This is a genomic window from Pantoea sp. X-Soil-ISGK-355 (assembly GCF_059730805.1).
The window spans coordinates 20,482-44,354 of sequence record NZ_AP035973.1; the positions used below are offsets into that span (position 1 = coordinate 20,482).

The 23,873-nt window shown below is 56.9% G+C and carries 18 protein-coding genes and 1 pseudogene; 8 read left to right on the forward strand and 11 right to left on the reverse strand.

From position 1 onward, the window contains the following. Positions 1-415: 415 nt before the first annotated feature. Positions 416-655, forward strand: a complete 240-nt coding sequence (locus tag AC6I8J_RS21360) for a transcriptional regulator (protein WP_161736630.1) — start codon at positions 416-418, stop codon at positions 653-655. Positions 656-1,082: 427 nt separating this feature from the next. Next, complete coding sequence (locus AC6I8J_RS21365) at positions 1,083-3,212, forward strand: putative bifunctional diguanylate cyclase/phosphodiesterase (protein ID WP_260059723.1); 2,130 nt, start codon at positions 1,083-1,085, stop codon at positions 3,210-3,212. 59 nt (positions 3,213-3,271) lie between these two features. Here the strand turns inward: AC6I8J_RS21365 and AC6I8J_RS21370 are convergent, their stop codons facing one another. Continuing rightward, positions 3,272-3,850 carry a GNAT family N-acetyltransferase gene (locus AC6I8J_RS21370; protein WP_440829924.1) on the reverse strand — a complete coding sequence of 193 codons (579 nt, stop codon included), beginning with the start codon at positions 3,848-3,850 and terminating at the stop codon, positions 3,272-3,274. A 253-nt stretch (positions 3,851-4,103) separates the two neighbouring features. On the opposite strand from AC6I8J_RS21370, the gene AC6I8J_RS21375 reads away from it, so the two are divergent. The 4 genes and pseudogenes from AC6I8J_RS21375 (at position 4,104) to AC6I8J_RS21390 (ending at position 9,919) form a co-directional block, all read left to right on the forward strand. Continuing rightward, positions 4,104-4,673 carry a pyridoxamine 5'-phosphate oxidase family protein gene (locus AC6I8J_RS21375; RefSeq protein WP_497825857.1) on the forward strand — a complete coding sequence of 190 codons (570 nt, stop codon included), beginning with the start codon at positions 4,104-4,106 and terminating at the stop codon, positions 4,671-4,673. A gap of 276 nt (positions 4,674-4,949) precedes the next feature. Further along, the gene (locus AC6I8J_RS21380) at positions 4,950-6,413 is read left to right on the forward strand and encodes a YsnF/AvaK domain-containing protein (RefSeq protein ID WP_285088956.1); all 1,464 of its coding nucleotides are present in this window, start codon (positions 4,950-4,952) and stop codon (positions 6,411-6,413) included. Positions 6,414-6,767: 354 nt separating this feature from the next. Continuing rightward, entirely contained in the window at positions 6,768-7,160 is a 393-nt protein-coding gene (locus tag AC6I8J_RS21385) for a helix-turn-helix domain-containing protein (RefSeq protein WP_222925669.1), read from the forward strand. 220 nt (positions 7,161-7,380) lie between these two features. Further along, positions 7,381-9,919 (forward strand): annotated as a pseudogene (locus AC6I8J_RS21390) (excinuclease ABC subunit UvrA). 73 nt (positions 9,920-9,992) lie between these two features. Here the strand turns inward: AC6I8J_RS21390 and AC6I8J_RS21395 are convergent. From AC6I8J_RS21395 to budA, 8 genes are all read right to left on the reverse strand, one after another. Continuing rightward, the gene (locus tag AC6I8J_RS21395) at positions 9,993-10,247 is read right to left on the reverse strand and encodes a Txe/YoeB family addiction module toxin (protein WP_161736637.1); all 255 of its coding nucleotides are present in this window, start codon (positions 10,245-10,247) and stop codon (positions 9,993-9,995) included. Continuing rightward, on the reverse strand, positions 10,244-10,495 hold the full coding sequence (gene yefM / locus AC6I8J_RS21400; protein ID WP_222925667.1) for a YoeB-YefM toxin-antitoxin system antitoxin YefM: 252 nt from the start codon (positions 10,493-10,495) through the stop codon (positions 10,244-10,246). The genes AC6I8J_RS21395 and yefM overlap by 4 nt, the downstream gene beginning before the upstream one ends. 158 nt (positions 10,496-10,653) lie before the next feature. Continuing rightward, a complete protein-coding gene (locus AC6I8J_RS21405; protein ID WP_497825858.1) occupies positions 10,654-11,493 on the reverse strand; it encodes an MBL fold metallo-hydrolase in 840 nt (279 codons plus the stop codon). 165 nt (positions 11,494-11,658) lie between these two features. Next, positions 11,659-12,972, reverse strand: a complete 1,314-nt coding sequence (locus tag AC6I8J_RS21410; RefSeq protein WP_497825859.1) for a CitMHS family transporter — start codon at positions 12,970-12,972, stop codon at positions 11,659-11,661. A gap of 337 nt (positions 12,973-13,309) precedes the next feature. Then, positions 13,310-14,764: a flagellin N-terminal helical domain-containing protein gene (locus AC6I8J_RS21415; RefSeq protein WP_161736305.1), complete on the reverse strand. Its 1,455-nt coding sequence runs from the start codon at positions 14,762-14,764 to the stop codon at positions 13,310-13,312. 204 nt (positions 14,765-14,968) lie between these two features. Beyond that, positions 14,969-15,742: a (S)-acetoin forming diacetyl reductase gene (locus AC6I8J_RS21420; protein ID WP_161736306.1), complete on the reverse strand. Its 774-nt coding sequence runs from the start codon at positions 15,740-15,742 to the stop codon at positions 14,969-14,971. A gap of 21 nt (positions 15,743-15,763) precedes the next feature. Beyond that, a complete protein-coding gene (alsS, locus tag AC6I8J_RS21425) occupies positions 15,764-17,443 on the reverse strand; it encodes an acetolactate synthase AlsS (RefSeq protein WP_285088953.1) in 1,680 nt (559 codons plus the stop codon). A 14-nt stretch (positions 17,444-17,457) separates the two neighbouring features. Further along, the gene (gene budA, locus AC6I8J_RS21430; protein ID WP_161736308.1) at positions 17,458-18,240 is read right to left on the reverse strand and encodes an acetolactate decarboxylase; all 783 of its coding nucleotides are present in this window, start codon (positions 18,238-18,240) and stop codon (positions 17,458-17,460) included. Between the two features lie 104 nt (positions 18,241-18,344). On the opposite strand from budA, the gene AC6I8J_RS21435 reads away from it, so the two are divergent. Both AC6I8J_RS21435 and AC6I8J_RS21440 read left to right on the forward strand, forming a co-directional pair. Beyond that, positions 18,345-19,250, forward strand: coding sequence for a LysR family transcriptional regulator (locus AC6I8J_RS21435; protein ID WP_161736309.1), 906 nt, complete (start codon positions 18,345-18,347; stop codon positions 19,248-19,250). Positions 19,251-19,321: 71 nt separating this feature from the next. Then, the gene (locus tag AC6I8J_RS21440) at positions 19,322-19,567 is read left to right on the forward strand and encodes a hypothetical protein (protein WP_013356609.1); all 246 of its coding nucleotides are present in this window, start codon (positions 19,322-19,324) and stop codon (positions 19,565-19,567) included. A gap of 61 nt (positions 19,568-19,628) precedes the next feature. Here AC6I8J_RS21440 and AC6I8J_RS21445 read toward each other — a convergent pair whose 3' ends face one another. Then, positions 19,629-22,673: an efflux RND transporter permease subunit gene (locus tag AC6I8J_RS21445; RefSeq protein WP_497825860.1), complete on the reverse strand. Its 3,045-nt coding sequence runs from the start codon at positions 22,671-22,673 to the stop codon at positions 19,629-19,631. Beyond that, on the reverse strand, positions 22,670-23,803 hold the full coding sequence (locus AC6I8J_RS21450; protein ID WP_497825861.1) for an efflux RND transporter periplasmic adaptor subunit: 1,134 nt from the start codon (positions 23,801-23,803) through the stop codon (positions 22,670-22,672). The genes AC6I8J_RS21445 and AC6I8J_RS21450 overlap by 4 nt, the downstream gene beginning before the upstream one ends. Between the last annotated feature and the right edge of the window lie 70 nt (positions 23,804-23,873).

Below are 23,873 nucleotides of genomic sequence, written 5' to 3' on the forward strand. Positions count from 1 at the left end.
CGCGTTATACCGATGAAAAACAATAGGCTGTGCGGATGCCGGTCAGGCATAGCCTGATGGGCCATTTTATTCATCCGGAGATAACGGCTCTGTAAAATAAAATAGCCGTTAATATTCACTCTTTTTTTATCGCTGAATGAAACGGTCATTTTTAAAGACGGTGGTGAATGTTAACCACGGGCTGAGCATTATCACTATTCAGAACAGCGATGATTATTTTTAGTGCGCAATAATTATCCGGTTCACGAAATAAATTTAATTACAGTTTATACCTGTGGTTTTACCTGAGCTTTACGCTTTCCTGACGATTACGGATTGCCGCGCATTCAAAGCTTAACTCAAATTTATGTGTTGGCCACAGGTGAATTCGGTTGTCTGGCCATCTCACCGGGGCACCGTATGCGGAGCGTTTCATATGGGAAATCAGATTTTACAGCGGCCTGTTGCCGTTCAGCATAACGTACGTGAGCTGCGTCTTGCGGCCGGTCTTTCGCAGGAGATTGCAGCTGAACGCTTCGACCTTAGCCAGCGAGTCTGGCAGACCAAAGAAGCATCCAAAAATCCTGCCCTGCTCAGCCAGGGAGAATATGAACTGCTGATGCTGCTGGCAGGAGAGCATCCGCACTTCGAACTGGTTCCAAAGCTTAAAAAGTAAGGCGTTCTGCCGCTATTTTCCGCTGAAGTTAACGTATTTCAGGCCGATATAAAGAGCTAAGCGAAGCGCATTATTTCGCGCGTCTTATCTGCTCTGGCAGGATTGTTCTGGCATGGTCCGTTATTAACCATCGTACCGTCACGATCTCACTGCCTGGCATAACGTATTAACCGGCATCCCGCTGTCTGCGATGCCGGCTTTATCGGGCTCATGGCGGCGGGCTTTTGCTGCAGAGTTCACTGACGGGCCTTTCTTCCGGCAGCGGGTCGGCAGCCAGTTCTGCGCGTCCTGTCTGATTGAACGTGTCCTCTTCATGCTGCGTCATGCCGGCCACAGCAGATAACATCAGAGGGGATTTACGCTGAAACGTCCAGTTTATCATGATGCCGAGGCGGCTCGCCTTGATGCACTTAAGCAGTATCATCTGATGGATTCACCGCCGAGCGATGCGCTGGATCGCCTTACCACGCTTGCCGCGCGACTGTTCCGCGTACCGGTTGCGTTTGTATCGCTTATTGATGAGAAGCGACAGTTTTTCGCTTCACGGTACGGTTTGAATATTTCCGGTACATCGCGCAACGTCGCCTTCTGCCACCATACGCTGGCGCAGGGCGATATCCTCTGCGTGCCCGATACGCTGAAAGATCCCCGCTTCCGCGACAGTCCGCTGGTTCATGGCTACCCCTTTATCCGCTTTTATGCCGGGATCCCGCTCTCAACGCCGGATGGTCATCATATTGGCACCGTCTGCCTGACCGACACGCATCCGCGCGATCTGCTGACTTCAGAAGATCGGAAGCATCTGGCCGATATAGCTGCGCTGGTGATGGATCGCATGGAAATGCATCGTCTGGAGTTACTGCGCTACACCAGTCAGCAGCGGCTTCAGGCAATCTCATCCACCTCACCCGACGCCATTGTCTGTACGGACCTGCGGCGCGGCATCACCTTCTGGAATCCGGCAGCCACTGCTCTCTTCGGCTACAGCGCAGAGGAGATGAGAGGTCAGTATGTCAGCGAGCTGATCCCGGCGCGCTGCCAGACTGACTACCGTAACGAGCTGGCCCGGATTACCTCAGACGAAGCGGCTATCTCTCATCCTCGTTCGTTGCAGATATGGGGCGTCACGCGTGACGGCCGTGAATTCCCGGCAGAAGTCTCTTTTTCGGGCTGGCGTGAAGAGGGCGAGCGGCTGGTGGGCATGATCATCCGTGACGTCACGGCCCGCTATGAAAGTGAGGCGCGTCTCTGTGAGCTGGCTTCTCTGGATATGCTGACGCGACTCGCCAGCCGTAGCGCGTTCATGGATCAGGTCGGGCAACTGACCAAAGCGGGCGTTCCCTACACCTTACTGATGACCGATCTTGATGGTTTCAAAGAGGTGAACGATACGCTGGGACATGCAGCAGGCGATGCGCTGCTGTGTCACGTTGCCGAGCAGATTCGTGCGGTGTGTACCGGTGCCGTGACGGCTGCGCGGCTGGGCGGCGATGAATTTGTGATCCTGCTGGCGGGCGGCAGCGCTGAGGCGGCGATTACGGCGGAAAAACTGATTGCGGCCGTACAGACGCCGTTCCGCTATCACGACTCGCCGGTTGTGGTCGGTGCCAGCACCGGCATCGCTTCCTACCCGGATCACGGTCGCGATCCCTCTGCGGTGATGTCCGCCGCTGATCTGGCACTCTACCGTGCCAAAGCCTCAGGCAAAGGCTGCAGTATCCTGTTTATGCCCGAGTTTCGTGAAGCGGAGCAGCAGCGTCGCCGTTTCGAGCGCGAACTGGAAACGGCGGTGCGGCAGCAGCAGTTCACACTTTACTATCAGCCCCGCTTCGACGTAGAGAGTGGAAAGCTGGTGGGTTGCGAGACGCTGGTACGCTGGCAACACCCGACACGTGGGCTGCTGTTGCCTGCCGACTTCATCGGCATGCTGGTTAAAAGCCCGCTTTCCGTAACGCTGGGGGAATGGATCATCCGCAGTGCCCTGGCACAGGTCCGGCAGTGGCAGGTGCGATCCCCCGAGCTTCGCGTCAGCATCAATCTTTTTCCGCGTCAGCTGACAGGGAACAGCCTGGAAACCGTTATACGCGAGAGTGCCGGCGGCGATGCGGGTTTTGTTGAGCTGGAAGTGGATGAACCTCTGCTGGCTGTGCTGGTGCAGGATATGCCGGTTCAGGTTGAAGCGGTGCGCCGGACCGGTGCCTCATTTATCATTGATCATTATGGACGCACGCTGGGGGCCATTAATTTGCTGCGCCACAGCTTTGTGGCAGGTTTCAAAATCGACAAGTCGCTGACGCACGAGCTGAACTCCAGCATGCGGGTGCGAATGATGTTCCGATCTATCACCGCACTCGGCAAAAGTCTGGGTATTCGGGTGGCTGCTGAAGGGGTTGAAGACAAAGAGCAGATCGCCTTTGTCACGTCAGCCGGATGTCACATTATGCAGGGCAATGGCCTGTGCCGGCCACTGACACCGGCGGACTTTGAAGCGATGCTGTACGGCGAGGAGCATTCTGTGCCCGCTGTTGCCAGCGGTTACGATGTCACATTACCCTGAACCCTCTGACCCTGGCAGTCGAAGAAAGGGGACGATCGACGCCCGTCTGTCTGTCCGGATCAGCGAACGGGCCGGTACGCCTGTTTCAGTAATCCGAAAATCCAGTCATCCTGCCACTGACCATTGAGGAAGAAATTCTGCCGCAGAGTGCCTTCCTGAATAAAGCCTGCGGAGAGCAGCGTGCGGCGAGAGGCGACATTGCCAGCCGTCACCGTTGCGGTCATTTTGCGGTAACCCTGTTGCTCAAAGCAGAAGGCGATAATGGCATGCAGCGACTCGCTGCCGTAGCCTTTGCCCTGTGCCTCCGTGGCCAGAATAAATCCGGACTCCGCAACACCTCCTCCACGATCGATAAATCCGCAGAAGCCAGCAGGAAGACCCGTCGTTTTTTCCTCAATGACCAGGCAAAGCCAGTGTGTGCAGCCTTTGTACCAGGCTGGCAGGCGTACGTCGAATGACAGGGTTCGGATCTCTTCAGCACTGCGCGGATCGCTGATGTACTTCATCACCGATCTGTCCTGACTGAGCGCAAGATAAAAGGGCCAGTCTTCCTGTTTCAGTGGCCGATAGGTCAGGCGTGGCGAGGTGACATCAATGGGCATTTCTGGCCGAACTTCAGCGGACTTTTCAGCAGACATAGTGTCATTCCCTGCGGACAAGACGGTAAGGTGATGGCGCAAAGATAGCACGGAGCGGCAGACTGATGGCACGCGCGTTCGCGACTTTGCAAGGCGTTTCGCAATCCCGCGGCTGTCTCACCCTGCGCGATATTACCCGGCGACTCGCGGATCATATTTTCCTGTCAGAGCGGAGCGGGCAGGCCATCTGCTCACATCATTGCTACGCTTTTAGCCAGATGGCTGACATTGTCCCTGATGAGAGTAATTTCCAATGGAGCTGAAAACTTTTGAAATAGCCTGCTGGGCAGCACTGACAGAGGCTGCCGCCGATCCGCAGGCTGGATTTCGTTATCTGACGCTCGCTACCGTGGATGCTGCACAACGGCCTCAGGCACGTACTGTGGTACTGCGCGAGTGCCATGATGTACGCCGGACGCTGACCTTTCATACCGATGTGCGTAGTCCAAAGTGGCAGGAGATGGCGGCGAATCCGCAGGTCACCGTGCTGGGATATTGCCATCAGCGTCGCCTGCAGCTGCGTCTGGCAGGGCGGGTTGCGTGTTATGCGGCGGGAAGTGATGTTGCCCGGGCAGCCTGGCGTGCGTTACCGCAGCACACGCGGCAGACGTATATCGCCGGGCCGCCGGGAGAAGCGCTGGCCCCCGCTCACGAGACACCTGTCGCGACGGCAGCGGAAACTGGCGAATCGCGTTTTGGCGTAATGATTGTGCAGGTCAACATGCTGGATGCGTATCAGCTTCAGCGCAATGAAAATCCGCGCGCACTGTTTCACTATCCTGCCCATGGCGAACGGCAGGAAAGCGGATGGATCAACCCCTGAGGTGAGGCACGCCAGGCGTGATCACTGCCTGACCCCTTCTCTTTGGCTCACCTGAAAACAGAGATTTCACTGCTATTGACCCTGAGATCCTCTTTTTATCTGCCGCATCGCTTATCCGATTTTAGCGCCATTTTATCTTCACATCGCGGCATATTTCTGCTTTTTTCTTTCCTTTGTCATTGTTTGTGCCAGGCTTTAACTAACCGAAAAGCAGATACTTATGCTCAAGGTCAGGGAAAGTACAAATGATCGCTCTGTATCACAGGCAGGTTAACCATGAATAATCAACCTCCTGAAAAACCAGGATCAGAGAGTAGCGAACAGGTCTTAAGTCTGGCGGAGGAAACCGTTGAGGTCTCGAAACAGCGGGTCATCGACGGTCATGTCAGAGTCACCCGCCAGGTTACTGAACATCAGCAGAAAATTGCGCTGATGCTCCGGCAACAGACGGCGGACGTTCAACGCATTCCTAAATCGGAGCGGCTGACTGAGATGCCGGCGATCCGTGAAGAAAATGGCGTCCTGATTATTCCGATTGTCGAGGAAGAGGTCGAGATTGTCCGTCATCTGGTGCTGAAAGAGGAGTGGCACATTCGCAAAGTCGTCAGCGAGGTGGAGATAGAACAGATTGTCTCCCTGCGCCGGCAGCAGGCTCATCTGACCCGAATACCCTATTCAGAGCCATCCGAATCCATCACCGAGGAACACAACATGGCGCGTGAAACAATTGTAACAATGTTCAGCAATATCTCACTGGCAGAAGGTGCAAAGCGTAACCTGATTAAGGCCGGGTTCCTGGATGATGACATTGATATCATCTCCGGTGAGCGGCTGCGCACTGAAGGTCATGAAGCCCGTCATCCGGGCTTCTGGCAGCGCCTGTTTGGCAACACGCTGGAAGAGGATCAGGCTGAAGTCTATGAAGATGCGATGCGTACCGGCGGTGTAGTGCTGTCGCTGCGGGCCGATGAAGATGAGTTACCTCGTGCCCTGGGCATCCTTGATGCCCATGAAGAGCTTACCGAGCGCAGTGCCGCACGGCCTGATGACTATGCGACTGATGATGGCCTGACAGCGCCCGCCAGTGGAACGCTTCAGGATAAGGGTGCCATCGATCCGCTCCATACCGATCCTGCCCAGCGCAGCGCGGCGCGTACAGCCCTGACCGGTGATGAGAGTGACGAGGATGTGCTGCGTCTGGCCGAAGAGCGACTGGAAGTAGGTAAACGACTGGTTAGCGAAGGTTCAACCCGCGTGCGCCGCTACACTGTCACCGATCAGGTCTCAGAAAATGTCTCGCTGCATGAGCAGCACGCCGCAATCTTCCGTCGTCCGGTGAATGAATCAGGATCACCTACTCATGTTGACTGGTCTGAAAAAACGATTGAAGTGGAAGAGACGCATGAGCAGCCCGTGATTAATAAGACCGCGGAGATCATTGAAGAGGTGGTGTTACGTAAAGAGACAAGCGATCGGGTTGAAACCATTAACGATTCGGTACGCCGTCAGGAAGTGGATATTGACCATGCCAGTACAGATCCTCTCGGCGCAGACCGGCTGACCGGGAATCGTACTGTGGCCGATCCGTTACTTGAAAGCACGCGTCAGGCGCGCGCTGACGACAGCCGTCCGGTAACGCCAGGCAGCGAACCTGCGCATAAAGAGGGTTTCGCGGAAAAAGCCGGTGATAAAATCGCCGAAGCAAAAGAGAAGGTCGAAGATAAGTTTAAAAAACCGTAATGCTGTCGCGGTGATATTCATCTTTCAGGTCTGAAAAAACCCGTCGCTGACGGGTTTTTTTTACGTGTAGAGTAATTTTGAATTAAATCTCCGGCGCGGGATCGCCTTTCAGTCTTTTTGGCCCGAAATGACCATTATGTGTGCCTGCCTGCCAGCGAAACGTTCACAACCGGCGCTGAACACCTGGACGCGATTTTTGTGCTCATGTGCTTGGTTTCTGCTGAGCGTGCAATGATACAGCCATCATCTTAAGATAAAACGACGTACGGTTTACAGGTTTCAGGCGGTCTACATAAAGTTTGCAGGAACGCATGCTGAATACGGCAGGGTAAACGCAAATACGGTAAAAATGTGATGACTTATAAAATCAAACCGATTCACAGTGAAGCAGATTATGAAGCCGGTCTGGCCGCCGTATCTCTCCTGTTCGACAATGAGCCAGAACAGGGAAGTGAAGCCGGTGACTTTCTGGAAGTTTTGATCCTGCTTATCGAAAAATATGAGCAGGAACATTATCCGATTGAGGCACCTGATCCAGTGGAGGCGATTAAATTCCGCATGGAGCAGATGGGGCTAACAGCGAAAAACCTGGTGTCGGCAATTGGACGCATGAACCGCGTCTATGAGGTACTGAATCATAAGCGTGCGCTGACGCTGCCGATGATCCGGAACCTGCATAAAATGTTCAATATTCCGCTCGCATCACTCGCAGGCGCAGCTCAATCCGATAGGATGAGCGTCCGGTAACTAAAGCCCGCCCTGCGCGGGCTTTTTTATGTGCTGTTCTTTTTTACAGCCCTGAATCAGTCGCCCCCGCGTTGTGCTGTCTGAAATCCCTGACTACCCTTGCTGGTGTTTCTGGCTCGTAACGGGCCGGATAGCCCGAAAGCCGGGTCAGCCTCTGCAATTTTCAGTTATTAACGGCAGGTTGTCGTTAATCTGCCGTGCATCATCAAACAGGGACACCATGACAGAACAAGACAACGCCCATACTTATCGCGCTGACGAGCACATTGATCCTTATGTCTCAGTACAGGGTGCAAGAACACACAATCTCAAGGATGTGTCGCTGCGGTTTCCCCGGAATGCCATGGTGGTGTTTACCGGGGTTTCAGGCTCCGGAAAATCCTCACTCGCCTTTGACACGCTTTATGCAGAAGCCCAGCGCCGGTTTATCGAGTCGATTTCACCCCATGCCCGTCGCCTGATCGATCAGGCCGCTGCGCCAGATGTAGATAACATTGACGGACTTCCGCCCGCGGTGGCGCTTCAGCAAAGCCGGGCTGGCGCGCAGGAGCGTTCAACGGTGGGCAGCCTGACCCGTATTTCCGTCACGCTGCGTCTGCTGTTTTCTCGTGCGGGCACAAGGCCTGACGGTGTGCCGTTTATGACCGCCGATTATTTCTCGCCTAACAATCCTGAGGGTGCCTGTCCACATTGCCAGGGGCTGGGAAGAGTGCACACCGTTAAAACCGAGTCGATGGTGCCGGATAGCTCACTGAGTATCCGCCAGGGGGCTATCGCGTCATGGCCCCGAGGCTGGCATAACAAAAACCTGCGCAGCATCCTTGAGACGCTCGGCTACGATGTCGATGCACCCTGGAATACGCTTTCAGCCCGCGACCAGCAGTGGATACTGCTGACTGACGAACAGCCATCGGTGCCGATTTTTGTCGGTCTGAATGCTGAACAGCGTGAAAACGCGCTGGCGGCGGGCGAAGAGCCCGCTTATACCGGCACGTACACCAGCGCAGCAAAAATCGTATTGCAGAGCTATTCCAATGGCAGCGAGACGACGAAAAAAACGGCTGGCGCGCTTTGTCACGGTCACACCCTGTTCAGCGTGTCACGGCAAAAGGTTAAACCGGAACGCGCTATCCGTGACCTTTGCCGGTTATGACATTGCCAGCCTGAGTGAGCTGTCGGTATCTGAACTTGCTGAACGGCTGAGGCCTTATGCAGACGGTTCATCATCAGATCTGCCTGCCGAGGCGGCACTGCGGGAAGCCGTTATCCGGATGGCGTCAGATATCTGCATGCGGCTTGAACAGCTTGAGACGCTGGGTCTGGGGCATCTGGCACCGGGACGCCGCACCACGCTGCTCTCATCCGGCGAGTTGCAGCGCGTACGTCTGGCCACCCAGCTGATATCGCGGCTGTTTGGTGTGCTTTACGTGCTGGATGAGCCGTCTGCCGGTCTGCATCCCGATGATGTCAAAGCGCTGCTCGCATCCCTGAAGAACCTGGTACGTGCAGGTAACTCGCTGGTGGTCGTCGAGCATAATATTGATCTCATTGCCGAGGCGGACTGGCTCATCGAAGTCGGTCCCGGCCCGGGTACGCATGGCGGTGAGATTGTTTATAACGGTGAACCGGCAGGCCTCAAAGACGTCAACGCTTCACCCACCTCTGGCTATCTCTTCTCCCGCAGCTATACCGGACTGCGCCAGCGCCGGCCCGCGGAGAGTTGGCTCAGGCTTGAGCAGATCCATTGCAACAATATTACCGGCGTGGATATCGCTATCCCGCTGGCGAGAATGACGGCGGTTACCGGTGTTTCCGGCTCCGGCAAATCGACGCTGCTGAATCGCGTGCTTCCGGAAATGCTCGGACGTTTTGATAAAACATCTGACAGTGAAGAGGGTGAGGAAGAGGACCTGGTCCCGGACGTTAAGGGGCTGGTTGTCAGCGGAAATGACGCCATTGGCCGTCTGGTCAGAATCGATCAGCGTCCTATCGGGCGGACGCCACGCTCCAATCTGGCCACCTACACCGGCTTTTTCGATATCGTCCGCAGGCTGTTTGCAGAAACCCCCGAGGCGAAAGCCAGAGGTTTCAGCGCCAGCCGGTTTTCCTTCAATCTGCCCGCGGGTCGCTGTCCTGCATGCGAGGGACAGGGACAGATTTCGATTGAGCTGCTCTTTATGCCCAGCGCCACCGCAACCTGCTCGGTCTGTGCGGGACGCCGTTACAACCCCGAAACGCTGGAGGCGAAGTGGAACGACCTGACCATAGCGGATGTGCTTGATCTCACCGTAGACGACGCCACCAGGGTGTTTGACGGGTATGACGGGATCCAGCGTTCACTGTCGGCTCTGCGATCTCTGGGGCTGGGATACCTGACACTGGGTCAGCCCGCCACGGAACTCTCTGGCGGTGAGTGTCAGCGCATCAAGCTCGCCTGGGAGCTGCAGCGTGTCCAGCGGACAGCTACGCTCTATCTGCTTGATGAACCGTCTACAGGTTTGCATCCCTCTGACATGGATAAGTTGCTGATTGTGCTGGATGAACTGGTGACGCGCGGCCACACCGTCGTGATGGCGGAACACACCATGCGCATCGTGGCTGAAGCGGACTGGGTGATTGATCTGGGACCTGGCTCCGGTCTTAAAGGCGGAAGGATTGTTTCATGCGGTACGCCGGAAACGGTCAGCACATCGGCTGAGAGTCTGACTGCGCCCTGGCTTTCCGCACAGCTGAAAAAGAGGACAGGCGATCCGGCGTAACTGGATTGCACTGAATGACGCCGCCGCTGAAACGGCTGCACTATAAGGGCTCAGGGGTAAGCTTATGAGCCCTTCAATAGTGATAACGGCATGAGGCGATTAATAAAGCGTCTCCACTGACGGCATAAACCAGCCGATGTTCTGCCGTAATTCTGCGTGACCAGAAGCCTGCAAGATTATGCTTTAATGGCTCGGGTTTTCCTTTGCCTTCAAAAGGCGTCCTGCTGGCATCTTTTAGCAACTCATTAATCTTTTTGACCGTTTTTTTATCGGTATCCTGCCAGTAGAGATAATCTTCCCAGGTTTCTTCGGACCAGGTCAGTTTCACTCAATAATATCCCTGTCAGTCCCGTTACCGCTTTGCAGGCTTTCGATGGAATCCATTAACCTGTGAGCATTCTTAGGTGACCGCAGCAGGTAGGCTGTCTCTTCCAGTGAGTTATATTCTTCAAGCGACATCAGCACGCAGGATTCACCGTTCTGGCGGGTGATTAATACCGGCGCTTTATCTTCAACCGTCTGAACCATAGTGGCAGACAGATTTTGTCGGGCTTCGCTGTAACTGATTGCTCTCATAGAACCTCCACAGAGTAAGTAATACAAGTCATTGTACAATGATAAGCTATGACAGGGAAGTCAGGTGAGAAGACTGGGGTACCATCACCGACGTGTTTTCTCTTGAGAAACTGATGGTACGGTGTTTCTCGCAGAGAAACAGGCAGTCAGATAACCCATCAGCGCAGCGGCGCATTGACCTGCAACGCATCCAGCTCACGCGCATCGTGACTGCAGAAAAAGGTGATTTCGCCGCCGCGCTGGCAGGAGAGTTCACGCAGTCGCTGCTGGTTGTGCCGTCTGGCCACATTATCTATGCCCATCATCCACTGGTAAAAACGCAATCCTGGCGTGCAGTGGCGCGTCGGCTGCCGCATTTCGCCGCGGTAGAACCAGGCGTCGCCGCCGTGCAGCAGCCAGCCATCGGGCTGCTGAATGGCAATGCCCGCGTGACCCGGCGTATGGCCCGCCAGCGGCACCAGCAGAACCTCCGGGGGTAAATCCCGCAGGCGATTAACCGCCTCAAAACCAAACCATGTTTCCCCCTGCGGCTGATAGGTTTCCCAGTTGCTGATCCCGCCCCATTGTCCGGGACGATAGCGCTCACGCGACAGCCAGCTGTGACGCTGGTGGGCGGTATCGACCTCCTGCTGCATCAGATGGATACGCGCCTGCGGAAAATCGGTTAGTCCGCCAGCATGATCAAAATCGAGATGGGTCAGAATAATATGGCGCACATCGTCAGCCCGAAAGCCCAGCGCCTTCACCTGTGACAAGGCGGTGAGATCGTCGCACCGCTGAATATTGTTTAAGGCGCGGAAAAAGCCCGAGAGACGACTGCCGGGCGTATGGATATCCTGCCGCCCAAAGCCGGTATCGACCAGCACCAGCCCGTCGCGGTCTGTCTCAATCAGCAGGCAGTGACAGACCAGGTGCGCCTTCAGGCCTTTACTGAATCCATCATAAAACGCGCCGCCCAGCGGGCACATACAGCCACAGTTAAGGTGGTGAATTTTCATCGGGCCTCCATAGGGTCATCGACAAAATCTCTGAGAGACTACGGCCTGTCCGGCACGCAGCACATTAGCCTGGCTATAGAGTGTAGAGCGGGTTGAAACAACAGGCGGAGCGGTGAAGCGGATAACCGGGCAAAAAAAGCCGGTTATCCGCCAGAAAGCAGAAAATTAACTGTGGAACAGCGGGAAAGCACCGGTCAGCAGACCGCCCGCCATCAATACCAGACTGATCAGAATCCCCCACTTGATCGCAAAGCGCTGATGGTCGCCGATATCGACTTTCGCCAGACCTACCAGCAGATAGACTGATGGCACCAGTGGGCTCAGCAGGTGGAAAGGCTGGCCGACAATTGAAGCGCGGGCAATCTCTTCTGCAGTAATACCGTAGCTGGCCGCCGTCTGGGCAATAACCGGCAGAATGCCGAAGTAAAAGGCATCATTCGACATAAAGAAGGTAAACGGCAGACTGACCAGCGCGGTAAACACCGCCAGGTAAGGTCCGAAGCTGGGCGGGATTACCGCCAGCAGGCTCTTCGCCATGGCGTCAACCATGCCGGTGCCGGAGAGGATGCCGGTGAAAATACCGGCGGCAAAAATTAATGCGGTCACCGCCAGCACGTTACCGGCATGGGAACTGATACGGGCTTTCTGCTCCTCCAGCGTGGGATAGTTGAGCATCACTGCAATGGCAAACGCCAGCATGAACAGGATCTGAATCGGCATTAAACCAATCACCAGCAGCACCAGCAGCACGGTGGTCAGGATAAAGTTAGGCCAGAACATCTTCGGGCGACGGTTGGCAGCGCACTCTTCGGCATCGCCCAGACCCAGCTCGATGTTGTCGAGATGGTGATCTTTCATGGTCATCACGCCTAATCGTTTACGCTCACGCAGGCCAAACAGCACCGCCATCGCTACCAGGCTGACGCAGGCGAGCAGCATCGCGGGCAGCATTGGAATAAAGATGTCGAGAGCATCAATACGCAGTGCCGCCGCGGCACGCGCTGTCGGGCCACCCCAGGGAGAGAGGTTCATGATGCCGCTGGCGAGGTTGACCAGACAGGTCATCATCAGCACGTTCATGCCCAGCCGGTGATAGAGCGGCAGAAATGCGGCAATGGCAATCATGTAAGTGGTAGAGCTGTCACCATCCAGAGAAACCAGTAGTGTTAGTACCGCCGTTCCGACCAGCACTTTCAGGGGGTCACCGCGCACCATCCGAAGAATAAAGCGCACCAGTGGGTCAAACAGTCCGGCATCAATCATCAGACCAAAATAGAGAATGGAGAAGGTCAGCATTACACCGGTCGGAGCCAGCTTTTTGACGCCATCCAGCATCATGGCACCCAGGCCTGCGTAAAAACCGCCAATCAGCGCAAATATGGTTGGTATCAGGATCAGCGCAATCAAGGCTGACATACGTTTGGTCATGATCAGATACATGAAGCAAACAACCATGGAAAAACCCAGTATCGTCAGCAAATTAACAGCCCTCGCAATGGCGGAAAAGTAATGAAAAAGTTACATACCGGCAGGAAAATTCAGGTAATTACTTAGCGTGGTAATGATTAACCTGTTGTTTTAATTAACCCTGCATTCAAAGATGATAATAAATAGTTGTCAGTATTTAGCATTTCTTTAACAAAGAAGGGTGATCACGATCATCTTTAAACGGTTCTTAAACGAGATTGTGTGACTGAGATCAAAGGGTGATGAAGTGTAACCGGGGTTTCGGGCCAGCTGGGGCTGAATCAGGCGGGTAGTAGAGTGGTGGAGAAACAGGGTAACCGGCTGAGCCATGATGCTCAGCCGGTTAACGTTATTGGCTGCCTAACAGCTGAATAATCATCTCAGGGGTTTTATTGGCCATCTTACTGACGGCTGTCTGTCCCTGCTGAATAATCTGGCTGCGCGCCAGCTGACTCGCTTCTTCAGCATAGTCTGCATCCTGAATGCGGCTGCGAGCCGCTGAAGTATCCACGCCCTGCTGTGACAACACGTTACGATTGGATTCGTAACGGTTTATTTTTGCACCGTAGAGCGACTGATAGCCGCTGATCTTCTCCAGCGCTTTATCCAGCGCCTTCATGGTGGTGGCGATGTCGCCACTGGTCAGCAGGGTAGTGTTGTTCAGTCCCAGCGTTTTGGTATCTGACGGCGTAGCGGGAATGCTATCCGACTGGATCGGCTGACCATAGTCGGCGCTGGTGATCACTTCGAGAGGACGACTCTCATGTGGCGGCGTTGCAGGCACGCCTTTAGGTTCCGGAAGGTTTCCCCAGGTCAGACTACCGGTGAAGGAGCCGTTGCCGACCACCACCACAATCAAATCTTCGCTGACGGTGTCCAGCGAGATGCGCTCCAGCCGGGTGCCGGTATTGGTGCCGTTGTTGAAATCGCCGCTGGCGACATCTTCATAACGGTCGCCGTCACCGCTGTAGGTGATGTTCATCCCGTTGTAGCTGCTGCTGTTACTGCCCGCCAGCGCCCAGCTCGTGCCGCCTTCCAGCAGCTGTGCGCTGTCATAGGTCGCGCCAGTGGAGAAACCATTATTGCTGGTCAGCAGGCGGGATTGTGCCGTTGTCGGATCTGTAATGCCTTTACTGACCCAGGTGTAATCAGGCGCACTGCCGTCCAGCGGCGTACCGGCCAGATGCTTGCCGTCGCGGGTAAACAGCTGGAGATCGTCATCCTGACCCAGCGAGTCAATCGTAATGCTTATCGACGTTGCTCCTGCCGGGATATAGGCCAGTGGGATCACACCCGAGGTAAATGAGTAACTCTTGCCCGGGATCGGGAATTTTACGTTGATAGGGTCAACGTTACCCAGTTTCGCAGGCGGCAGATCGGGATTATCGGTTGCCAGCGGATAACGCCCAAAAATTTCGGTGTGATCGGCAACGTCGTTGATGCCAGCCATTATCTGCTGATACTGGTTGTTGACGCTCTGCCGATCCGCGTCCGACAGCGTACCGTTAGCGGCCTGGACCGACAGCGTACGCGCCTGAATCAGCAGATCGACGATAGTGCCCAGGCCGCCACTGGCGGTCTGGGAATAGCTGATGGCGTCATTAAGGCCGCGTGCCACTACCGCGTCGGCGTTGACATTGGCCGTCATACGGTTGGCAATCGCCTGACCTGCCGCATCGTCTTTAGCACTGTTAATCCGCATCCCTGATGATAGCCGTTCAACCGTTCGTCCCAGAACGGAGTCAATACCGTACCGCAATTTGTTCGTAATGGCGGCGGTTTCGTTATGGTTGATCGTTAACATGGTCGCTTCGAACAGGGAGAGGAGTCTCTGTTTTATCGGCAGGGTGATAAGCAGCTTTAATCTCTGCGGCGACAAAAACTGCGCAAAGACGGGGACAGGAAGGCAAATGGCTGATGGGTAATTGCTTTTCAGATAAAATAAATTAACGGTTCGCCAGGTCAGGAAAGAAGCCTGCTACGCAGAGACGCAGCAGGCGAGGGGAGATTAGTTAAACACCATGCCGCCGTCAATCAACAGCGACTGACCGGTCATATAATCGGAGTCGGGACTGGCGAGGTAAGCAACGCAGGCGGCCACATCCTCCGGCTCGGAAAGCCGTCCCAGCGTAATACGTTTTGCAAATTCTTCGGTGCCGTAACCGGCGGGTTTTCCGGCGGCTTCAGAGATTTGCCGGTCGATCTCTTCCCACATCGGTGTTCGGACAATGCCCGGGCAGAAGGCGTTGACCGTGATACCGGCGGGTGCCAGATCGCGCGCGGCGGTCTGTGTCAGGCCACGCACGGCAAACTTACTGGAGCTGTAGACCGCCAGCTCTGGATTGCCGACGTGACCCGCCTGCGAACAGGCGTTGATGATTTTGCCGCCGTGACCTTCAGCCGCAAACGCCTTGATGGCGGCCTGCATGCCCCAGATCACCCCTTTGACATTGACGTTGTAGACCTTGTCGACCACCGCTTCGGTGATCTCAGCAATCGGCGTCGAGGGCGCAATACCGGCGTTATTGACGATGACGTCAAAACCGCCCAGTGTGCGACGCGCCTCTTCAACAGCGTCCATCACCTGATCGCGCTGCGAGACATCCACTTTCAGCGCAATCGCTTTACCGCCCTGCTGATTGATCTTCTCCGCAACCAGGCGGGCAGTCTCCTGATTGAAATCGGCTACGGCCACCGCCAACCCATCTTTTGCCAGACGCAGGGCGATCGCTTCACCAATGCCCTGGCCTGCGCCGGTTACAAATGCCACTCTGTTTTTCATCCTGATTTCCTTTTTACGAAATTAAAGAAGCTGGCTCAGATGCAGCTGACCCATCAGCAGCGGGTTGTCGGCGTAATCGACCGGCACAGCCACCACGGCAGGACCCTGAACATCCATCGCTTTACGCAGCGTCGGCTCCAGTTCTGCTGCGCTGGTCACCGCAAAGCCCGCAGCGCCAAACGCTTCGGCGTAGGCTTTGAAATCGACCGGGCCAAAATTGACACCGGAGACGCGGTGATATTTTTTCTCTTCCTGCATTGCCACCATGTTGTAGGCGTTATCTACCCAGACGATGTGCAGGATATTGGCTTTTAACCGGACGGCAGTTTCCAGCTCCATGCTGGACTGCAGGAAGCCACCATCTCCTGAAACCGATACCACTTTGCGCTGCGGATCGACCAGCCAGGCACCAATCGCCCACGGCAGCGCTACGCCCATGGTCTGCTGACCGTTGGAGATCATGATCTGGCGGGCACGGAAGCTGTAGAGATAACGGGCGATCCAGATGTGGAAGCTGCCCATATCGACGGTGAGGCTGACGTCGCTGTTAATGATGTCCTGCATGGCGCGCACGATCCGCAGCGGATGCAGGGCAAACTGATTGAGGCTGGCACCCTGCATCGCCAGCAATTTGCGCTGCTGCTGACGATCTTCAAGAATGCTGGCGGCTTCTGCTGTCAGCTGCAGCGGCGCGGTAATGCGTGCTGCCAGTTTACGCACGGTGGCGGCGATATCGCCCACCAGCTCGGCGTCCGGCAGGTAGCGGTTGTCGGTCTCTGCCGGAATCACGTCGATGTGAATCAGGGTGGCGTTACCGCTGTTCCACATCGCCGGTTCGTATTCTACCGGGCTGTAACCGATGGTGATGATCAGGTCAGCCTGTTGCAGCAGCCGGTCACCCGCCTGGTTGTTAAACAGTCCGACGCGACCGGCAAAGCGTGAGAAGTGATCCTGTCTGATCGCGCCCGCCGCCTGATAGGTGCTGGTGACCGGAATGTGGCTGCGGCTCAGCAGATCGTGAATGGCTTCGCTATTTTCCGGCTGGCTCGCCATTAATCCCAGCAGGATGACCGGATTTTTCGCCCCGGCAACGGCCTGGCTGACCGTGTCGATCATCGCGTCTGGCGCGGCACCCAGCACCGGACGGCCTTTGCTGCTCAGTGCTTTGCCGGTCACCGGCTGGTCGACAATATCCTGCGGCAGGCTGATAAAGGCGCCTCCGCCCCGGCCATGCTCGGCGTGACGAAATGCATTCGACAGGCATTCAGAGAGCGCAGAGGGATCGGTCACCTCAACCGCATATTTGGTGATCGGGCGAAACATGGACACCGTATCCATGCTCTGGTGAACCTGCTTGGCGCTGTCCGAGCGTTTCACCTGGCCGCCGATGGCGACGACCGGATCGCCTTCGCTGGTGGCGGTGGCCATGCCGGTAATCAGGTTGGAGCAACCCGGTCCGGAGGTGACCAGTGCCACACCGGCATTGCCTGTCAGGCGGCCTACTGCGGCGGCCATAAACGCGGCGTTGGCTTCATGACGAACCGGGATGGTCTGAATGGAGGAATCCAGCAGGGAGTCAAAAACCTTATCGATCTTTGCGCCAGGGATGCCAAAGACGTGCTGTACGCCCTGCGCCTCAAGCTGCGCGACCACCAGGTCAGCGCCGCAGGTCCAGAGAGTCGTATCGGTTGGAGTTTTCATCGTCATTCCTCTGATTAGCTTTCTACCGCACGGATCGCGGCGTCAAGATTGGCGGGGTTCAGGTCGGCATTGAGAAAGTCACTGTCCTGCGGCAGATCCACGACCAGCTTGCTGATGGCACCAAAGGTCAGGGTGCCCTGTTCCAGCGCGTAATCGAGAATGTGGCCGCCGCCTTCGCGGTCGTCGGTAATAAAGTGTTCGTGATAGCCCGCTACGTTAATGCCCTGCATATACTGCGGCGTGCGGAAGCCAATCAGCTCGCCCGCGCGCTGGCTGAAGGCAAAGGTCGGCTGATCGCCCAGCACTTCCGGCATGGAGCGATACGGGCGGCACTGGCACGGCACGGTGCGGGTGTCGACGTGGCTGAAACGACCGCTGATGCGCAGCGCGCAGAACTGGTTATCGGAGGTGATTTCGCTGTCGATCACCCGATGGATCGCCTCGCGCGACATGGGCCGGTCAAACTCAAACTGGTGCTGCGGCCTGAAGAAGGTCATCACCGCAAACGGAGTTTTCTGTGCCGGGTCGGCCGGATGCGCACTGCCATCTGAGTGCAGCTGATAAACCTTGCTGTCGAACGCAATCATCTCGCCATCCAGCCGGTTGAACGTGCCCAGGCCGAAATCCCCTTTACGCATCAGGTCAGCGATGCGGACGTTGCCGTCGTAGACGCCGCTCAGCAGCGCACTCATTAAAGAGGTCTGATAGATAACGCTTTCTGGTGCATCCTGAGAAAGCGTTAAGACAGTATGTTTTAGTTGATCCTCACAGGAACAATCAGTTACACAATTGCTCATTTCATGCCTCATCGATTAACCGTTAAGCCGTGTTAACCTAATGGTGAACCGATTCAGTCGGTGGGTCCAATAGCGAAACCTGTTAACTTTGAGACGTTTTTGATATGGAACTGCGCCACCTGCGTTATTTTGTTGCCGTAGCCGAGACGCTTCACTTCACCCGAGCCGCTGAAATGCTGGGGATTTCTCAGCCACCCCTGAGCCAGCAGATACTGCGGCTGGAGCAGGAGATTGGCACACCGCTGCTGAAACGGCTGACGCGCGGAGTGGAACTTACTGAAGCGGGAGAAGCGTTTCTGGCGGATGCGCAGCAAATTGTCCAACTGGCCGATCAGGCGCTGGAGAACGCGCGAGGTATTGCCCGCGGGATCAGCGGTCAGCTGTCGCTGGGGTTTGCCAGCTCGGTGGCGTTTAATCCGCGCATCTTCACCCTTATCCGGCAGTTTACGGAACGCTATCCGGCGATGGAGCTGCTGACGCGTGAAGAGAACATGTCGTTGCTGATGCAGGATCTGCAGGAGGGGTTACTGGATGCTGCCTTTATCCGGCTGCCGTGCGAAAGCAGCAAAGCGTTTAATCTGCGCGTGATCTCCACCGAGAAGATGCTGATAGCACTGCCGCGCTGCCATCCTCTAAGCGGTACGCCAACAGTCGCGTTGTCCGCGCTGGCGGATGAAACCCTGATAATCTTCCCGCGCGACGTTTCGCCTAGCCTGTATGAGCTGATTGTCACGGCCTGCCTGCGGGCCGGCTTTTCCCGTCACACTTTTCAGCAGGCGCCACAGATCACCACATCGCTGGGTATGGTGGCGGCAGGCTGCGGGATTGCGCTGGTGCCAGAGTCGCTGCGCTGCGTCGATAACCCGGAGGTCAGCTTCTGCGATATCGAAAACAACACGCTGTTTACTGATGTTGCCTTTGCCTGGCGTCGGCATCATCCATCAAAAGCGGTGCTGCATCTGCTGGCGCTGCTGGCCGAACCGCCTGCGACACCAGACGAAGCGGGTTGATAAGCGCCAGCTATTGAACTGAAAACAATAACCAACTGGCGGCCCGTGGCCGGGATGCGAATAATCGGTGCATGACTACATACCGCGTAAGAGTCGGGTATCACAACCCGTCAGCCCTGACATTCAGGCAACTGGATGAAATTCTGGAGCCGCAGCGATTCTGGAGAACAGATTCGGCGGGCGGCCAGTTCCGCTATTTCATGGAGTATGAGTACCAGTCTGACGTGCGCGACCTCTGTTCGGTCTGCTCACTGGCCTACAGTCAGGCCTGCAAAGTCAGAAAGTGCCCGCTGATTCTGGTCGAGGTGATGAACTGAACGCGTCCGGCGAGGCCGCGGCTCTCAGCACGGGATCGCCGGGCGTTTTTATGCGACAGTTTTAACCTGAACGTCGCTGCATGAGCAGACTTAACGCGGCGGGCAGCACCGTGAGTGTCACCAGCGTGCCGCTGACCAGACCGCCAATAATCGCCAGCGCCATCGGCCCCCAGAAAACCTGATGGGCGATGGGGATCATGCCGAGGATCGCAGCACAGGCGGTCAGCAGAATGGGACGCGCCCGGTGATGCGCGGCCTGCCGGATAGCGTCATCATCTGGCAGGCCGGCGCGGCTGTTCGCATCCACTTCACTGATCATAATCACCGCGTTGCGGATGATGATCCCCGCCAGCGCAATAATCCCCAGCAGCGCCACAAATCCCAGCGGTGTGCCAGCCGGCAGCATCGCAGATACGATGCCGGGCAGGCCAAACGGGGCCATACTCAGCGCCAGCAACATGCCTGAGAAGCGTTGCAGCTGAATCATCAGCAGGACCAGCATGGCGCAGATCGTTACTGGCAGCAGGGCAAACACCGAACCATTGCCTTTGTCCGACTCCGCCGCCACGCCTCCTTCCTCAATACCGTATCCGGCTGGCAGTGAGGCGTGCAGGGCGGCGACATCAGGTGCGAGCTGTTGCGAGACCTGCTCAGCCCGCTGACCCGGTGCAATATCGGTCTGCACGGTAATGTATGAGAGTCGCTGACGGCGCCAGATCACCGGATCATCCACGCCCCAGTTCAGGGTCGCTACCTGGCGCAACGGAATTTTCTGTCCGCTGGCGTTGGTGATCATCATTCCTTCCAGCGTCTCCGTGTTCTGCCGTTCCGTATTATTGCTGCGCAGCACCACATCAATCAGCCGGTTGCGATCGCGCAGGGTAGTCACCACGCTGCCGGACATCAGGGTGTTCAGCGCGGAGGCGATGGTGTCGGACGACAGGCCGGCGGCGCGGGCGGCGGTCTGGTTTACCGCCAGCGTCATGACCCGTTCCGGTTCCCCGGCGGTGAGATTGACCTCGCGGGTCAGCGGAGAGCGGGCGATCAGCGCTGCCAGATCACTGGCAGCCTGCCGCACCCGGGCATTGTCCGGGCCGGTGATGCGATATTTCAGCGGCCAGCCCACCGGCGGACCCAGCTCCAGCGGCGAGACGCGCGTCGTGATATCACTGAAATCCGCGGCCAGTTTCTTCTCCAGCCTGCTGCGCAGCCGATCGCGTACCGCCAGACTTTTCGCCATCACCACCAGCTGCGCGATGTTTTCATTATCCAGCAGCACATCCATCGGCAGATAGAAGCGTATTGCGCCAGAGCCGACGTAACTGGTGAAGTTTGCGACATCCCGATCGCTGCGCAGCATCTGTTCCAGCTGTGCAGTACGGCGCGTGGTTTCCGCCTGGGCCGCGCTGGCGGGCAGCGTCAGGCTGACCAGCAATTCAGGGCGGTCTGACGCCGGGAAAAATTCACCCTGCATAAAGGTGGTGGCGTAAAGGCTGACCAGCAGGACCGTCAGCGCCGCGCCAATCGTCATCAGCGGGTGGCGCAGAATCACCTCCAGCAGCCCGTGATAGCCGCGCGTCATTAAGCCCGGCGGCTGGTGGGTTTTGATGCGCTTCGCTGACAGCAGCCAGCAGCCGGTGAGCGGCGAGAAGATGATCGCAACCACCCACGAGCAGAGCAGCGCCAGGGTAATCACCACAAACAGTGAGTAGCAATACTCCCCGGCACTGGACGCGGCAAACCCGACCGGAATAAAACCGGCGATCATGACCAGCGTACCGGTCAGCATCGGAAAGGCGGTGGTTTTGAATGCATACGTCGCGGCCTGCCACTTACTGTCGCCCGCTTCGAGTCGCGCCACCATCGCCTCGACGGTGATCATGGCGTCATCCACCAGCAGCCCGAGCGCAATAATCAGCGCGCCCAGCGAGATGCGCTGCAGCCCGATGCCCGCCAGCAACATGCCGGTAAAGGTCATCGCCAGCACCAGCGGAATAGCCGCCGCCACGACCAGACCGGCACGGAGTCCCAGCGAAACGAAGGAGACAGCTAACACGATGACAACCGCTTCGCCCAGTATCCGGACAAAGCCGCTGACCGCTTGTTTCACCACGGAAGACTGATCGGCTATGCGAGTCATGGTGATGCCGTGTGGTAACTGTCCGGCCAGTGTCTGCATGCGCTGGTTAAGCTGTTTACCGAAATCGAGCATATTGCCGCTGGCGGCCATGGAGATCGCCAGCCCGATAGCCGGCACGCCGTTGACCCTAAAGGTGGGCGTCGGCGGTTCAGCAGGTTGCAGGCTGATGGTCGCCAGATCGTTCAGCGGGATAAAACGCTCACCGATATGCAGGGTAATTGCTTTCAGGCTTTCAACCGAGGTCAGGGTGCCGCTGACCCGAAGCGCAATATTCTCGCGGTCGGTACGCAGGCTGCCCGCCGGGACGACATCGTTCTGGGCTTTAATGGCGTCGCTGACCTGCTGTAAATCAAGGCCCATGCCGTTCAGCTTGCGCGGGGAAAAGGCGATAACCACCTGCTGCTCCTGTACACCCAACAGGCTGGTTTTACCGATGTCGGGCAGACTGGCCAGATTGCGACGCAGGTTATCGACCCGATCGCGTAGCTCTCTGGCGGTAAAACCTTCTGCCGTGAAGCCATAAATGGTGCCAAAGGTGTCGTCAAACTCGTCGTTAACGGCAGGACCCTGCACGCCCTGGGGCAGTGAAGGGGCAACGTCATGCATCTTTTTACGCAGCTGATACCAGATGCCGGCCACCTGAGAGGGCGGCGTGTCATCGCGCAGGTTGACATAGATGACGGTTTGTCCGGCGCGGGTTTCGCTCTCGACCGCATCCAGCGACGGGATCTCCTGCACCTTCTGTTCCAGCACGTCAGTCAGCAGTTGCACGGTGGTATTCACGTCAGCGCCGGGCCATTGGGCAGATATTACGGCGGTTTTGATAGTAAACGCTGGGTCTTCATTGCGTGACAGGCGTTCATAACTCAGCACACCCGCCGCCATCACCAGCAACATGAAAAAGATCACCAGCTGCTGATGCGCCAGCGCCCAGCCGGAGAGGTTAAAGCCAGTCATTTTTTTCATGAGCCCTCCGGAGCCAGCGTCACTTTTTCACCGGGCTGCAGGGTGCCGACGCCAGCGGTAACAACGCGCTCACCTGGCCGGATCCCGGCAGAGACAAAGATTTGCTGTGCGCTGAAGCGGGCCAGCACTACCGGACGAAGCTGCAGGCGTGACGCCGCATCAACCACCAGCAGCGCGGGCTTATCTGCGAAGCGGGTCAGGGCGCTGGCGGGCAGGGCGATGACCGGCGGTTGCGCATCGGGAAGCGTGACGGTGACGGTGGCTCCCAGAGCCATCGCCTCCGATGGCTGATTCATTGAGATGCGCAGCCGCCAGGTACGGGTCTGTGAATCGGCCTGCGGGCTGATGTCACGTATCGTGCCACTGGCCTGGATGCCCGGGTCAGCGAGCAACGTCACCTTCAGCGCAGTCCGGTCGTCAGCTCGCAACAGAGCAGGTGTTGTCAGGTCAAACACGGCATCGCGTGCATCACCGGCTGCCAGCGTCATGACAGTCTGTCCGGCGCTGACCACCTGACCGGGCTGAACCGTGATGGCGGTGATCCGGCCTGCTGCCGGCGCAGTCAGCTGAGTCCAGCTGAGGTTATCCTGGGCATTTTTCAGCGCCGCTTCGCTGCTAAGGCAGCGGGACTGCGCACTCTGCCAGTCCGCCAGGGCACTGTCCAGCTGGCTGCGGGCAATGGCCCCACCGGGCATCAGCAGCCGCATCCGATGCAGGTTAAGCGCGGCGACCCGTTCGGCGGCGCGGGCGCTGTCGAGATCGGCCCGCGCGCTGCTCAGCTGATTACGAGGCTGATCGTTTTCCAGCGCGGCCAGCAGTTGCCCGGCGCTGACATGATCGCCCAGCTCAACCGCGCGGTTCACCACCCGGCCATCCAGCCTGAAGGCCAGCGCGACCTCTTCATGAGCGCGGATTTCGCCAGTCAGCACGCGTGACGCGTCACTGCTGAGCGGCGGGGCGATCATCGTTTTGACCGGGCGGCGCGGGGCGGCTGGCGGGGCAACATTGTTGTCCCGGCAGCCGGTCATGATGAATATGCCGAGCAGCACGAACACGATTGGCGCGAAGATGTGAACACTGAAGAGATGACGCCACACCTGGCGGGCAGCATCCGATAAGAAGTCTGTCATAACCGGGTTCCTTTAATGAGTTGTGCTCATTGAACCCGGCCTGTGTCCAGAAATGTTCCATGAACCATCA